Source organism: Nocardioides sp. (genome assembly GCF_044226305.1).
Lineage (GTDB): Bacteria > Actinomycetota > Actinomycetes > Propionibacteriales > Nocardioidaceae > Nocardioides.
In genome coordinates this window covers 20,413-34,903 of sequence record NZ_JBGAHF010000018.1, presented here as the reverse complement: position 1 = coordinate 34,903, position 14,491 = coordinate 20,413, and the positions used below count along the sequence as shown (strand labels likewise).

Sequence of the window (14,491 nt, the reverse complement as noted above, 5' to 3'; positions counted from 1 at the left end):
TCCGCACTACACCGGGCCGGCGACCCGGCAGGCAGGTCCGGCGGACCGCTACAGCAGCCCGCGCCTCCGGGCGATGGCGGCGGCCTCGGTCCGGCCGGCCGCGTCGAGCTTGGCCAGGATGTTGGAGACGTGCACCGAGACGGTCTTCGCGCTGATGAACAGCTGCTTGCCGATCTCCCCGTTGGACCGGCCCTCGGCGACGAGCGCGAGGATCTCGGTCTCGCGCGGCGTGAGCGCGTCGGGGGCGGACTCGCCGCGCACCGGGGTGCTGCCGATGGCCTTCAGGTCCTCGAGCAGGCGTACGGCGCCGAGCCGGTGCGCGGCGGCACGGGCGGCGTCGCCGAGCTCACGGGCGCCGGCCAGGTCGCCGCCGGCCCGCAGGATCTCCGCCAGGGCGGTGCGCACCCGGGCCAGCTCGTGCACGTGCCCGAAGTCCTCGAACAGCGTGACCGCCTCGCGCCAGGTGCGGACCAGGTCCTCCTGGGGCGGCGCGTCGATGCCGACCAGCCAGCGGAACCGCAGCGTCTCGGCGTCGAGCCGCTTCATCCACGCCCGGCCCTCGGGGCCCCAGTGCCCGGAGGGGTCGGAGTAGCGGTCCAGCACGACGTGGCCGTCGGCCAGGATGCGGTCCACCCGCTCGGCGTAGGTCGCCCGCTCGGCCGCGGACAGGGTCGGCACCGCCCGGGCGAGGGCGGCGATGGTGAGGGCGCCGAGACGGATCCGCGCGCTGAACCACTCGTGCCAGATCCGGCTCAGCACGGCCACGACCTCGTCGTAGGCCTCGACGGCGCCCGCGGCGTCCCCGCGGTAGCCGGCGGCGTCGATCTCGACCGCGCTGGCGTTGATCGCCACCCCGCCGTCCCGGGCCCAGAACATCCGCAGCGCCCGCGCGTCGGCGGCCACGTCCGCGCCGCGCGCGAGCCGGACCGCGAGGCGCAGCGGCTCGAGCAGGGCCCGCGGGATCGGCGGCGGCCGGTCGTCGGCCACGTCGGTCAGCGCGAGCGCCTCGTCCCAGCGGCCGAGCACGTCGTACACCCAGGCGAGCTGCCAGCGGGACTCGAAGGCGAACGGCGCGAACGGCATGCCGGCATCGACGCCCCGGTCGATCGCGCTGCGGAACCAGAACTCGGTCTCGTCGAACTCGGCCCAGTCCTCGTAGGAGCGGCCGAGCAGGTAGCGGGCCCGGAGCTCGGAGGCGAGGGCACCGGACTCCTCGGCCCGGATCACCGCGTCGGCGAGCGCCGAGCGCAGGCCCTCCTTCGGGCCGCTCTTCTTCAGGCCCGAGAGGGTGGTGATGACGTCGGCGACGAGCTCGCTGAGGTCGAGGCGCTCGGCCAGGCCGAGCGCCTCCATGCCGACGGCCTGCGCCTCGTCGTACCGGCCCATCCCGGCGAGCACCCGGGCGTGGGTGGCGAGCACCCGGGTGCGGAGCCCGGTCTCGCCGTCGGGGACCAGGGCGACCGCGTCCTCGGAGATCGGGACCGGGTCGGTGCCCTCGGTCGCCATCAGCAGGTGCGCCTGGGTGGACAGCATCCGGGCCCGCCACGTCGTCGGCGCCTCGGCGGGCAGCCGCTCGAGCTGCTCGACGATCACCTTCACCGCGCGCTCGGGGTCGCCGCTCGCCGAGAGCGCCTCGGCGGCGCTCACCACGAGCTTGGAGAGGTCGAGGTCGACCTCCGCGCAGCGGCGCGGGTCGACGAGCAGCTCCAGCGCCTGCTGGTAGTGGTACGCCGCCTCGTCCGGGCCGCCCACCTGGCTGGCCTCGTCGCCGGCCTGGATGCTCGCGGTCAGGGCGGTGTCGAGGTCCATCGCGAGCCGCGCGTGCCGCGCCAGCTCGGCGGCGGTCCCGGAGGCCACGCCCTCCTGCAGGGCCGTCACGTAGCGGCCGTGCAGCCGGACCCGCTCGCCGGGCAGCAGGTCGTCGTACACCGCCTCGCCGAGGAGCGCGTGCCGGAAGGAGTAACGCGAGTCGCTCGCGACCACGATGTTGCCCTCGACCGCCTGGCGCAGGCCCTCGTCGAGCGCGGCGTCGTCGAGGTCGAGCACCGCAGCGAGGAGGTCGTGGCCGACCCGGCGACCGGAGACGCTGGCCGCGCGCACCACCTGGCGCGCGGTGTCGTCGAGCCGGTCGAGGCGCACGAGCAGCACGTCGGCCAGGTCGGCCGGGACCCAGCTGCCGGGCCCGGCGGCGGCGCTGGTGAGCTCCTCGACGAAGAACGCGTTGCCCTCGGCGCGGCTGACGATGTCGGCCAGCTCCCGGTCGGAGAGGCCCTCGGGGACGAGCTCGGCGATCAGGGCGCGCACCGCGTCGTCGGGCAGGGGGGACAGCGCGACGCGGTGCACGCCCCGCAGGCGGGACCACTCGGCCACCTGGCGACGCAGGGGGTGGCGGCGGTGCAGGTCGTCGGAGCGGTACGACGCGACGATCGCGACCGGCCCGGCGAAGGGGCGGGAGAAGAGGAAGCTGAGCATGTCGCGGGTCGACTGGTCGGCCCAGTGGGTGTCCTCGACGACGAGGAGCACCGGGCCGGTCTCGGCGACGGCCTCCAGCAGGGCGTGCACGGCCTCGAAGAGGTCGCCGCGGTCGAGCGCCGCGGCGTCGCCGCGCTCCTGGTGGCCCATCATCCGGCGGCCGGGCTGGAGGCGGGCGAGCGCGGGGTGCCGGGACGCGACGTCGTCGACGACCGCCGGCAGGTCGGCCGCCACGCGGCCGAGGACCTCGGAGAACGGGAGGTAGGGCAGCGCGCTGTCGCCGAAGTCGAGGCAGTGGCCCGCGAAGACCTGCCAGCCCTCGGTGAACGCGAGGTCGCGCAGCTCGGTCAGCAGCCGGGTCTTGCCGACACCGGCGTCGCCGGAGAGCAGCACCGTGGCCGTCTCGCCTACCGGCGTACCGGCCCCGTCCGGGGCCGGGGACGGACGGACGCCGAGCAGGGAGGCGACCTCCGTCAGCTCGGCGTCTCGTCCGACCAACGTCCGACTGGTGTGTGCCACGTCGGACAGTGTCCCGTGCCCGGGCACGGTGTGCGCTGTCATTTCCGCCGCCCGGCGGTCAGCGGATCGTGGTCCAGCCGCTGTCCTGGACGGCTCCGCCGGACCCCCTGCGGCTCAGCAGGCGGCGGCGACGCCGGCCGGCGATGTCGGCCTGGATCCGGCCCAGGCGGAACTCCAGCTCGGTCTTCACGTAGTCGCGGTCGATGGTGCTCTCGTACATGGTGGGCTCCTCAGCTCCTCGGTGGTGAGCACGAGGTTCGTCGTCTGAGGTAGCGCGGCACATCGGGAAGGTGCCTTATCTCCCGTGGGCCGGCCCGGGGGTGCCTTAGAGACGCCTCCCTGGTGCCGGCGCCCGCGCGCGCTCGTGGAGGGCGCGGCTGCTCTGGCCGCACGGTCCACCCGCGCCTATCGTCGAGGGAGACGACGCGGGGGTCGTCACCGAGGAGCGAGGCAGCACCGGACCCTCCCGCGCACCGCCGCAGGAGGAGACGCAGCCATGGCCCGTCCGCGACCAGCCCTCCGCGTCGCCGCGCTCGTCGTCGGCTTCGTCACGTGCCTCTCCGTGGTCCCGGTCGCCGCCGCGGCCACCCAGCACACCGACGACGCCACCGGAGACGTGTGGGAGGCGGTCCGCGACGACGAGGGCTACGTGGTCGGCTGGGACCATGCCGGGTCGCCCGGCAACGCCGACGTGGTCGCCGTCGACGCGGGGCACGAGCGACGTCAGATCGTGTTCACCGTCCGGCTCGCGGAGCTGGCCCGGGGACCGCAGCACGACCCGTTCATCAGCCAGGAGCGGATGGTCTTCGACCACGGTCCCGGGGTGACCGCCGAGGTGCACACGACCCTGGGATGGCACGGCCGCAGCTTCCTGTTCAGCTCCGTCACCGGCAACCGGGTCCGCTGCCCGGACCTGCGGCACGAGATCGACTACGCGGCGGACACCGTGCAGGTGTGGGTGCCCCGGTCGTGCGTGCACCGCCCCCGGTGGGTCCGGTACTCGGTGACCCAGTGGACGCTCGGCGGGGGGAGCACGGCGACCCTCGAGGACGACCACGACTACTTCGACAACGGGCTCAACCCGACGCACCACCGCCGGGTCGACGACGCCAACCTCTCCGCCCGGCTCCGGCGAGGCTGAGGGACCTCGAGAGCGGGGTGGCTCGGCGTCACAGCACGGGGCGGCCGGCCACCCAGGTCTGCGCCACCAGCGGCACGCCGGGGCGGTAGGCGAGGTGCACGTGGGACGGGGCGTCCAGGACCACCAGGTCGGCGCGGCGGCCGGGGACGAGGGCGCCGACGTCGTCACGGTCCAGCGCCTCGGCGGCGCGGTACGTCGCCGCGTGGACCGCCTCGGCCGGCGTCATGCCCATCTCCCGGACGGCCAGGGCGACGCAGAACGGCATGGAGCTGGTGAAGCAGGAGCCGGGGTTGCAGTCGGACGCGATCGCGACCCGCACGCCCGCGTCGAGGAGGCGGCGGGCGGAGGGGTAGGGCTGGCGGGTCGAGAACTCGACGCCGGGCAGCAGCGTCGCGATCGTGCCCGAGTCGTGCAGGGCGTCGACGTCGGCGTCGTCCAGGTAGGTGCAGTGGTCGACGGCGACCAGGCCGAGCTCGGCCGCCAGCCGGACGCCGGGGCCCGGGCCGAGCTGGTTGGCGTGCAGCCGGCCGCGCAGGCCGACGGCCGCTCCCGCCTCGAGGATGCGGAACGCCTGGTCGGCGTCGAAGGCACCGCGCTCGCAGAAGACGTCGATCCAGCGGGCGTGCGGGGCGGCGGCGTCGAGCATCGGGCCGGTCACCAGGTCGACGTACGCCGCGGGGTCGTCGGCGTGCTCGACCGGCACGACGTGGGCCCCGAGGAAGGTCGTCTCGTCGGTGAACTGCCGCGCGACCGCGAGCGAGCGCGCCTCGTCACGGACGGTGAGGCCGTAGCCGCTCTTGATCTCGACGGTCGTCGTGCCCTGGCGGCGCATCTCCTCGACCAGCCGGGCGACGTGGCTGGTGAGCTGCTCGTCGGTCGCGGCGCGGGTCGCGGCGACGGTGGTGCGGATCCCGCCGGCGGCGTACGGCGTCCCGGCCATCCGGGCCGCGAACTCCGGGGCCCGGTCGCCCGCGAAGACCAGGTGGGTGTGGCTGTCGACGAAGCCCGGCAGCACCGACCGGCCCCCCACGTCGACCTGCTGGTCGGCGGCGGGCGCGTCCGCGGCCGGGCCGACCCACGCGACCCGGGTGCCGTCGACGACGAGTGCCGCGTCGGCCACCGTGCCGAGGAGGTCGGTCGCGGCCGGGTCGTTGGTGACCAGCTCGCCGATGTTGGTGATCACGGTGCTGGCCACAGGTCTCCCATCGCCCGGTCGAGCTCGCGCCCGATCTGCTCCACGTCCGCGGCCGTGTGGACCGGACGGCCGCCGACCACCACGTGGGTGACGTCCGCGGCGGTCGCCGCGTAGACAGCGGTGTGCTCGTCGGCGCCGGTGCCCGCGGTGCGCGGGCTGCGGGTGTCGATCGTGACCAGGTCCGCCGGCTCCCCGACGGCGATCCGGCGGGGCGTGCCCACCGCGAGCAGCTCCGCCGCGGTCCAGTGGCCGCGCTCCTGGGTGGCCAGGCGCTCGTCCATCTCCAGGCCACGCAGCTCCTCGAACGGGTCGACGACCGCGTGGCTGTCGCTGCCGATGCTGACCCGGCAGCCCGCCTCGGCCAGCCGGCGGGCCGGACCGATGCCGTCGGCGAGGTCCCGCTCGGTGGTCGGGGTGATGCAGACGTTGGTGCGGGTGCCGCCGAGCAGCGCGATGTCGTCGTCGGTGAGGTGCGTGGCGTGGACGACCGTGGTGTCCGGTCCGAGGAGACCCTCGTCGTGCAGCAGGCGGGTCGGGGTGACGCCGTACGCCGCGAGGCAGGCCTGGTTCTCCGCGACCTGCTCGGAGAGGTGGACGTGCAGGGGCGCGCGGCCGCGGAACACCGCGAGCTGGTCGCGGGGCACCGCACGCACCGAGTGGATCGCGGCGGGGCCGTCCCCGGCGCGCTCGGCCCAGGCAGCCGCGGTGCCGTCGCTGTAGCGCCGCTGCACGCCCTCGGGCGGCGCGCCGAAGCCGCTGCTGAGGTAGCAGGTGTCGAGCAACGTGATCCGGATCCCGGCCTCGGCGGCCGCGGCCACCAGGGCCTCGCCCATCGCGTTCGGGTGGTCGTGGGGCGACCCGTCGGGCCGGTGGTGCAGGTAGTGGAACTCGCTCACGCTGGTGTAGCCGGCCGCGACCATCTCGCGGTACGTGGCCCGGGCGAGCGCGAAGTAGCCGTCCGGCGTGAGCCGTCCGGCCACGTCGTACATCTGCTCCCGCCAGGTCCAGAACGTCCCCCGCTCGCGCTGGGTCCGCCCGCGCAGGGCGCGGTGGAACGCGTGGCTGTGGTCGTTCGCGAGGCCGGGGAGGGTGAGGCCGGGGAGCCGTGAAGGTTCATCGGCCGGCCGATGAAACTCACGCCTGGACGATGAAGCTTCGTCGTCCAGGGATGAGTTTCGTGGCACGACCGTCGTGAACCGCCCGTCCTCGATCTCGACCAGCACCTCGTCGCACACGGCGCCGTCGACCCAGGCCCGCTCGAGGAGGTACGACGAGGAGGACCCGCCCCCCAGGTGGGTCACCGGGCCAGCCGCTCGAGCGTGTCGGCGAGCGCGGAGACGCCGACCAGGCAGTCGGCGACCTCGGCGTGCTCGTCCGGGGAGTGCGAGACACCGGTCGGGTTGCGGACGAAGAGCATCGTCGTGGGGATGCCGGCCGCGGAGAGGATGCCCGCGTCGTGGCCGGCCTGGGTGGGGATGACCGGCCAGTCGCCGCCCTCGTGGTCGGCCGCGACCCGCGCCGCGAGGGCGTCGTCGAAGACGACGGTCGGCGACACCGACTCCGCGACGACGGTCAGCCGGGTCCCGTCCCGGTCGGCCCGGTCGGCCGCCTGCGTCGAGATCGACCCCACCAGCTCCTCGAGCCCGGCCTCGGTCGAGCACCGCGCGTCGAGCCAGGCGGTCACCCGGGACGGCACCGCGTTGGTGCCGTTGGGCTCGACCGACACGCGCCCGAAGGTCGCACGCTGGCCGGCCAGCCGCGCCTGCTTGTTCGCACCGAGCGCGGTGAACGCGTAGGTGAGCATGGGGTCGACCCGGTCCTCCATGCGCGTGGTGCCGGCGTGGTTGGCGGCGCCGGTGAACTCGAACCGGTAGCGCCCGTGCGGCCAGATCCCGCTCGCCACGCCGACCGCGGCCCCCCGGTCGACCAGGTCGCGGCCCTGCTCGACGTGCAGCTCGACGAAGGTCCCCACCCCGTCCAGCAGCGACGAGGTCCCGCCCTCCACCACGTCACCGAGATGCACGCCGTCCCGGTCGGTCAGCCCGCGGGCCGACTCCCACGGGGTCGCACCGGTCGCGAGCCGCGAGCCCAGGCAGGCCAGCCCGAACCGCGAGCCCTCCTCCTCGACGAACACCGACACCCCCACCGGACGGCCGGGCACGACGCCGCGCTCGCGCACGAGGTCGAGGGCGGCCAGCGCGGACACGACACCGAGCGGGCCGTCGTACGCCCCGCCGTCGAGCACCGAGTCGAGGTGCGAGCCGGTCAGCAGCGCCGGTCCGGTGCCCACGTCCCACCAGCCGACGACGTTGCCGAACGCGTCGGCCTCCACCCGCAGCCCGCGCGCGGTGCACTGCCCGACGAACCAGGCGGACAGCTCACGCTCGGGGGTCGTGAACGGCTGCCGGAAGTAGCCCCCGGAGCGCGCCGACCGGCCGACCGGGGCGAGGTCGGCCCACATCCGCTCGAAGTCGTCAGGCACGTCGGTCCCCATACTGGTCCCCGTGGAGTTCCAGGACGTCGTACGCCGCCGCAAGATGGTCCGCAACTACGCGACCACCCCCGTCGACCCGGAGGTCGTCGACCTGGCGCTGCACAACGCGGTCCGCGCGCCGAACGCCGGCTTCAGCCAGGGCTGGGCGTTCCTCGTCCTCGACACCCCCGAGGACGTCCGCACCTTCTGGGAGGCGACCGCCGAGGACGTCGACCAGCCGGACGAGTGGCTGCGCGGCATGATGCGCGCGCCGGTGGTGATCCTGCCCTGCTCCAGCAAGGCGGCCTACCTGCGCCGCTACGCCGAGGACGACAAGGGCTGGACCGACCAGGACGAGCGGCGCTGGCCCAAGCCGTTCTGGGACATGGACACCGCGATGGCCAGCCTGCTGATCCTGCAGACCGCGACCGACCACGGCCTGGCCTCCTGCTTCATCGGCATCCCGCCCGAGCGTGAGCCCGCCGTGCGCGCGGCGTTCGGGATCCCGGAGGACTTCGACCCGGTCGGCGTCGTGACGATCGGCCACCACGCGGAGGACGCCGGCGCCAGCGGGTCGCCGTCGCGCCGGCGCCGCCGGGACATGGACGAGCTGGTGCACGGCGGTCGGTGGGGCGGACGCTGGGGGCACGGGACCAGTCCATCGGCGTGACCCCGGACGGTCAACGACCGCAGCGGCGCGGCAGTCTCGCATCCGAGACGGACCGGGCGGATCAGGGGGCCGGGGCCGGCTTCCCCGAGTCGCCGCGGCCGGTCCCGCAGGTGGCCTAGGGTGCGTGCGTGACCGATCCGTCCGTGGCGAAGCTGCAGGCCCTGGTGCGGATCCCGACCGTCTCCCACCGCGACTGGAGCCGGGTCGACAGCAGCGCCTTCGACCTGTTCCTCGCCGAGCTGCAGCGGCAGTTCCCACTGCTGCACGAACGGCTCGAGCTGACCCGGGTCGACACCCACGGCCTGCTGTTCCACTGGACCAGCGCGACCGCCCCTGGACCGACGCAGCGGCCGGTCGTGCTGATGGCCCACCTCGACGTCGTCCCGGTCGAGGAGGACGCCCCCTGGCAGCACCCGCCGTTCGGCGCCGAGATCCACGACGGGGCCGTCTGGGGCCGCGGCACCCTCGACGACAAGGGACCCCTGGTCGCGATCTGCGAGGCGGTCGAGACGCTGCTCGGCGACGACTTCGTCCCCGCCCAGGACGTGTGGCTGTCCTTCGGCTGCAACGAGGAGGTCTCGGGGGCCGCGGCCGTGCTGGCCGTCGAGGAGCTCGAGCGGCGTGGGGTGCGGCCCTGGTTCGTGGTCGACGAGGGCGGCGCGATCGCCGCCGAGGCGTTCCCCGGCGTGGCCGCCCCGATCGGCGTCGTGGGCGTCACCGAGAAGGGGGTCACCTCGCTCGAGCTGCGCGTCGACGGGCGGGGCGGGCACGCCTCGACCCCGGCCCGCAACGGCCCGACGGCCCGGATCGCCCGCGCGATCACCCGCCTGGACCGGCACCAGATGTCGGCGTCGGTCCCCGAGCCGACCGTGGAGCTGCTGACCCGGATGGCGCCGCACGCCAACGCCGCCCTCCGCCCGGTGCTCGCGCGGGCCGCCCGGCTGCGGCCGCTGCTCACCCGGGTCCTGGTCGCCGCCGGGCCCGAGCCCGCGGCGATGACGCGCACGACGTTCGCGGTCACGACGCTGGCGGGCTCCCCCGCGCTCAACGTCATCGCCAGCACCGCGACCGCCGGCGTGAACATCCGGATCATGGTCGGCGACACCGTCGCCTCGGTGCTCGAGCACGTGCGGAGGACCATCGACGACGACCAGGTGCAGGTCACGGTCGTCGAGCAGAACGAGCCGAGCCCGATCTCGCCGAGGGACGACGCCTTCGAGCTCATCGAGTCGACGATCGCCGAGGTGTTCCCCGACGCCGTGCCCGCGCCGTACGTGATGATGGCGGCCACCGACTCGCGGTTCTTCACCCGGATCTGTCCGCGGGTCTACCGGTTCGCGCCGTTCCGGATGTCCAAGGCACAGCGCGAGTCGATCCACTCCTACGACGAGCACCTCGGGGTCGACGCCTTCGTCGACGGCGTGCGCTGGTACCGGCGCCTGATCGAGAGGATCCCCCGATGAGCACTCCCGGGAGCACCCAGGCGACCGCCCGGTCGCACGTGCACAGCCTGTTCGCGATCGTCGGCTTCCTGGTCTGCGTGGAGATCGCCAGCGGCATCCTGCAGGGCTACTACACGCCGATCTTCAGCGACATCGCCGACCACCTCGACATCGCCGACGCCGACGTCAACTGGTTCGAGGCCTCGCAGCTGATCGTCTCCGCGATCGTCATCGCCCCACTCGCGCGACTCGGCGACATCGTCGGCCACAAGAAGATCCTGCTGCTCTCGACCGCGGTCACCGCGCTCGGGTCGTGGGTGCTCGCACTGGCGCCGTCGTTCGGGGTGTTCCTCGTCGGCGCCGCGCTCCAGGGCGCGTACGTCGTGTGGCTGCCGATCGAGGTCGCGATCATCTACCGGCGCACCGCCGACACCGGCCGCCAGAACCTGCTCACCCGTCGTGGCGCGGCCGTCCTCGTCGGCGCGCTCGAGCTCGCCGTGATCATCGGTGCGGTCACCAGCGGCGCGCTGGTCACCGCGACGTCGATGACGGTGCTGCTGATGCTGCCGGCGATCGTCGTCACGATCGTCTTCTTCGTGATCTGGTTCGGGATCGAGAGCGTGCCCGGCACCTCGTCCGGCCGCCTCGACCTCGGCGGCCTGGCGATGCTGACGCTCTGCCTGGGCCTGGTGATGGGCGGACTGATCGCGATCCGTCTCCAGGGCGCCGGCAGCCTGCTGGCCTGGGGACTGGTCGTGCTCGGCGTCGCGGCACTCGTGCCGTTCACCCGCTACGAGCTCCGCCACGACGAGCCGCTCGTCGACATCCGGCTGATGCGGGCGCCCGGTCAGTGGCCGGTGCAGCTGACGGCGTTCCTCTTCGGCATGTCGGTGCTGGGCGCGCAGATCCCGCTCTCGACGTTCGCCCGGACCGACCCCGAGGTCGCCGGCTACGGCCTGGGGGCGTCGGCCGGGTTCGTCTCCACGCTGATCGGCGTCTACGTGATCTTCCTGGCGATCGGCGCGTTCACGTTGCCGCTGACCACGCGGCTGCTGGGGCCGCGGCTCGCGCTGGTGGCCTCCGCCGTCCTGGTCGCGGTCGGCTACGGCATGTGGCTGCTCTTCCACGACCAGACCTGGCAGGCGCTCCTCAACATGGCCGTCGCCGGCCTCGGCTCCGGGGCGCTGGTCGCCGCGCTGCCCGCGACGGCCGCGGCCGCGGCCCCCGGCGACCGCACCAGCTTCGCCACCGGCATGACCAACGCGACCAAGACCGTCGGCGGCGCGATCGCCTCGGCGATCTTCGCGATCGCACTGTCGGCCACCGGGTCGCTCGACGACCCGACCGAGGGGCACGCGCCCCTCGCGGGCTACATGACCGTCTGGGCCGTCTGCGCCGTCGCTGCCCTGCTGGCCGCCGCGTCGCTGCTGATGCTGCCCCGCCACGTCGCCGAGGAGCCGGAGGTCCCGGTCGTCGTGTAGCCCGACGTCGGGATAGTCCCTGACGTTTCCGCCCCCGATCGAGGGCGAACGGGGCGTTTGTGTCAGGGACTACCGTGGTCGGCCCGGAGGTGAGCGCGCATGTCCGAGAAGCCCGACGAGCCCGACAGCCCTGAGCAGCGTCGGAAGGCCGAGCGTGCGGCTGCCCGGGCGCGGATGGAGCACCAGCACACGTGGGTCGACCTGCAGATCCGGCAGGCGATGGAGCGCGGTGACTTCGACGACCTGCCCGGGGCGGGCAAGCCGATCGAGGGGCTCGGCCCGCAGCACGACCCGGACTGGTGGCTGAAGAAGCTCGTCGAGCGCGAGCGGATCACCGTGCTGCCGCCGAGCGTCTCGCTCCGCAAGGAGGACGCCGCGATGGAGGAGACCCTCGACCGCCTGCACTCCGAGCGGGAGGTGCGGGCGCACGTCGAGGACTTCAACGCCCGGGTCATCCACGCCCGCTACTCGCTCTCGCCCGGCCCGCCGCTGGTGACCATGCCCCGCGACGTGGACGCGACCGTCGCGGCCTGGCGGGAGCGACGCGACGCCCGTCGTACGCCGCCGGCCGACCCGGCCCCGCCGCGCCGACGTCGCTGGTGGCGCCGGCGGGGGTAGGCAGGCGCGGCCCGGCGAGTTTCGTCGGCCGGCCGACGAATCTCGCGGCCCGACCCCCTCAGGTCCCGGCCGCCTCCTGCATCCCCGGGGTGGTGCGGTAGACGACCTCGACCGCGGCGGCGCCGACCGCGCCGACGCCCAGCGACAGCAGGACGACCTGCGGCGAGGCAGAGAAGTGGAAGAACTCCCGGGCGGCCGGGACCACGAACGCGAGCGCGGCCAGCCCGACGCACGAGGCGACCAGCGCCGTCTTCCAGGGCCGGAACGGCCGGGCCAGGACCGCGAGGATCCAGAACGCCGTCACCAGCAGGGTGATCGTCGCGCCGGTCGACGGCTCCCAGCACGCAGGGAGCTCGTCCGCGCCCACGGCGACGCACGAGCGCGCCGACGGCTCGTGGAAGAACCAGCGCGCCAGCAGGTACGACGCGACGACGGCGAACCCCGACACGGCACCGGCCGGCACGGCGAAGCGGAGCACGCGGTCCAGGAAGCCCGGGACGTAGCGGCGCCGGTTCGGCCCGAGCGCCAGGAAGAAGGCCGGGATCCCGATCGTCGTCGCCGAGACCAGCGTCAGGTGCCGGGGCAGGAACGGGAACGGCAATGTGAAGACCGCCGCCGTCACGATCGCGATCAGGCTCATCACGTTCTTCGCGACGAAGAGGTTGGCGACCCGCTCGACGTTCCCGATGACCCGACGCCCCTCGGCCAGGACGTTCGGGAGGTGGGAGAAGCGCCCGTCGAGCAGCACCAGCTGGGCGACCGCCTTGGTGGCCTGGGCACCGTTGCCCATCGCCACCCCGATGTCGGCGTCCTTGAGCGCGAGCGCGTCGTTGACCCCGTCACCGGTCATCGCGACCACGTGCCCCCCGCGCTGGAGCGCCTGCACGAGGGCACGCTTCTGCTCCGGGGTCACCCGCCCCAGCACAGCGGCCCGCTCGACGACCTCGCGGAGCTCGGCCGGATCGGTGCCGATGCCGCGCGCGTCCACCACCGCGGCCGGCGTGACCTCCAGGCCGACGCGGCGGGCGATGGCGGCGACCGTCGTCGGGTTGTCGCCCGAGATCACCTTGATCGCCACGCCCTGCTCGGCGAAGTAGCGCAGCGTCTCGGCCGCGTCCGGCCGCACCTGCTCGGTCAGCGTCACCAGGGCCACGCAGCGGGCGTCGGCCGGGAGCGCGTCGGTCGCGGGCGCCGAGCCGTGGAGGAGGGCCAGCACCCGCCGGCCGCTCTCCGCCAGCTCGGCGACGCGGGCGCGCAGCGGGTCGCCGTCGGGAATGAGCAGCTCCGGCGCCCCGAGGACGTAGGTCCCCCGCCCCTCGAAGGCCGCCGCGCTCCACTTGCGAGCCGAGCTGAACGGCGTGGTCGACGTCCGCTGCCACCCGGGCGGACCCGGCAGTGCCGAGCCCACCGCCAGCAGGGTGCTGTTGGCGGCCGGGTCGTCGGCGAACGCGCCCAGCGCCTCGTCCAGCGCGGCCGCGTCGAGGTCGCCGGTCGGCTCGCACCGCTCGTAGGCGATCTCGCCGGTCGTCAGCGTGCCGGTCTTGTCCAGGCAGACCACGTCGACCCGGGCCAGCCCCTCCACCGCCGGCAGCTCCTGCACCAGGACCTGCTGCCGCGTCAGGGAGACGGCCGCCAGCAGGAACGCGACCGAGGTCAGCAGCACCAGGCCCTCGGGCACCAGCCCGACCAGGCCGCCGGTCGACCGGATGACGACCTGCTGCCAGCCCTGGTCGCCGACGACGCGCGCCTGCGACCACAGCTGCAGCGGCAGCGCGATGACGATGACCCAGGTGATGTACTTCAGCAGCCGGTTGACCGAGTCCTGGATCTCGGACCTGGTCCGGGTGAACACCCGGGCCTCGGACGCGATCCGGTTCGCGTACGCCGACGGCCCGACCGCCGCCGCCACGAACCGCCCGGTCCCGGCGACCACGGCCGTGCCCGACCGCACCTCGTCGCCCACGACCTTCGCCACCGCGTCGGCCTCGCCGGTCAGGTTGGACTCGTCGACCTCGAGCCCGTCGACCACCACCAGGGCGCCGTCGGCCGGCACCTGGTCCCCGGTCCGCAGCTCGACCAGGTCGTCGAGGACGACCTCGGCCGTCCGCACGGTGACCAGGCGCTCGTCGCGGACCACCCGGCTCGTCGGGGCGTGCATCAGGGCCAGCCGGTCGAGCTTCCGCTTGGCGAGGTACTCCTGCGTGATCCCGATCGCGGAGTTGACGACCAGCACCAGGCCGAAGAGGCCGTCGGCGAAGGACCCGGTGACCAGGATCAGGGCGAACAGGGCCCCGAGGATCGCGTTGAAACGCGTGAACACGTTGGTCCGGACGATGGTCCCCAGCGAGCGGGACGAGCGGTCGTCGGTCGCGTTCGTCTGCCCGCGGGCGCGACGCGCCTCGACCTCCCCCGAGGACAGTCCCCGCGGAACCTCCACGCCCGACACTGTGTCAGATCGGTCATATCGGCGGGCGCCGATC

11 protein-coding genes are annotated in these 14,491 nt (G+C 74.2%); 5 read left to right on the top strand and 6 right to left on the bottom strand.

The features are described from left to right. Positions 1-48 precede the first annotated feature (48 nt). The gene (locus ACILQ5_RS17000; RefSeq protein ID WP_395659214.1) at positions 49-2,991 is read right to left on the bottom strand and encodes an AAA family ATPase; all 2,943 of its coding nucleotides are present in this window, start codon (positions 2,989-2,991) and stop codon (positions 49-51) included. Between the two features lie 58 nt (positions 2,992-3,049). Then, complete coding sequence (locus tag ACILQ5_RS16995; protein WP_395659213.1) at positions 3,050-3,211, bottom strand: hypothetical protein; 162 nt, start codon at positions 3,209-3,211, stop codon at positions 3,050-3,052. Positions 3,212-3,487: 276 nt separating this feature from the next. Between ACILQ5_RS16995 and ACILQ5_RS16990 the strand changes: the two genes are divergently transcribed. Then, entirely contained in the window at positions 3,488-4,132 is a 645-nt protein-coding gene (locus ACILQ5_RS16990; protein ID WP_395659212.1) for a hypothetical protein, read from the top strand. Between the two features lie 28 nt (positions 4,133-4,160). Here the strand turns inward: ACILQ5_RS16990 and hutI are convergent, their stop codons facing one another. From hutI to ACILQ5_RS16975, 3 genes are read right to left on the bottom strand one after another with little or no spacing between them, the layout of a single operon-like run. Beyond that, the gene (gene hutI / locus ACILQ5_RS16985) at positions 4,161-5,327 is read right to left on the bottom strand and encodes an imidazolonepropionase (RefSeq protein ID WP_395659211.1); all 1,167 of its coding nucleotides are present in this window, start codon (positions 5,325-5,327) and stop codon (positions 4,161-4,163) included. Then, positions 5,312-6,628, bottom strand: a complete 1,317-nt coding sequence (locus ACILQ5_RS16980) for a formimidoylglutamate deiminase (RefSeq protein WP_395659210.1) — start codon at positions 6,626-6,628, stop codon at positions 5,312-5,314. The genes hutI and ACILQ5_RS16980 overlap by 16 nt, the downstream gene beginning before the upstream one ends. Beyond that, positions 6,625-7,809, bottom strand: coding sequence for an allantoate amidohydrolase (locus ACILQ5_RS16975; protein ID WP_395659209.1), 1,185 nt, complete (start codon positions 7,807-7,809; stop codon positions 6,625-6,627). Before ACILQ5_RS16975 ends, ACILQ5_RS16980 begins: the two co-directional genes overlap by 4 nt. A 22-nt stretch (positions 7,810-7,831) precedes the next feature. Between ACILQ5_RS16975 and ACILQ5_RS16970 the strand changes: the two genes are divergently transcribed. The 4 genes from ACILQ5_RS16970 (at position 7,832) to ACILQ5_RS16955 (ending at position 12,011) form a co-directional block, all read left to right on the top strand. Beyond that, complete coding sequence (locus ACILQ5_RS16970) at positions 7,832-8,470, top strand: nitroreductase family protein (protein ID WP_395659208.1); 639 nt, start codon at positions 7,832-7,834, stop codon at positions 8,468-8,470. 128 nt (positions 8,471-8,598) lie between these two features. Further along, positions 8,599-9,933, top strand: coding sequence for a M20/M25/M40 family metallo-hydrolase (locus ACILQ5_RS16965; RefSeq protein WP_395659207.1), 1,335 nt, complete (start codon positions 8,599-8,601; stop codon positions 9,931-9,933). Continuing rightward, complete coding sequence (locus ACILQ5_RS16960) at positions 9,930-11,393, top strand: MFS transporter (protein ID WP_395659206.1); 1,464 nt, start codon at positions 9,930-9,932, stop codon at positions 11,391-11,393. Before ACILQ5_RS16965 ends, ACILQ5_RS16960 begins: the two co-directional genes overlap by 4 nt. Before the next feature lie 99 nt (positions 11,394-11,492). Beyond that, entirely contained in the window at positions 11,493-12,011 is a 519-nt protein-coding gene (locus ACILQ5_RS16955) for a DUF1992 domain-containing protein (RefSeq protein WP_395659205.1), read from the top strand. Positions 12,012-12,069: 58 nt separating this feature from the next. On the opposite strand, the gene ACILQ5_RS16950 is transcribed toward ACILQ5_RS16955, so the two are convergent. Beyond that, a complete protein-coding gene (locus tag ACILQ5_RS16950) occupies positions 12,070-14,448 on the bottom strand; it encodes an HAD-IC family P-type ATPase (protein ID WP_395659204.1) in 2,379 nt (792 codons plus the stop codon). Positions 14,449-14,491 lie beyond the last annotated feature (43 nt).

Bases quoted from the DNA above. Each gene is read 5' to 3' on its own strand.
- ACILQ5_RS16995 (WP_395659213.1), bottom strand. From the start codon at position 3,211: ATGTACGAGAGCACCATCGACCGCGACTACGTGAAGACCGAGCTGGAG.
- ACILQ5_RS16990 (WP_395659212.1), top strand. From the start codon at position 3,488: ATGGCCCGTCCGCGACCAGCCCTCCGCGTCGCCGCGCTCGTCGTCGGC.
- ACILQ5_RS16960 (WP_395659206.1), top strand. From the start codon at position 9,930: ATGAGCACTCCCGGGAGCACCCAGGCGACCGCCCGGTCGCACGTGCAC.
- ACILQ5_RS16955 (WP_395659205.1), top strand. From the start codon at position 11,493: ATGTCCGAGAAGCCCGACGAGCCCGACAGCCCTGAGCAGCGTCGGAAG.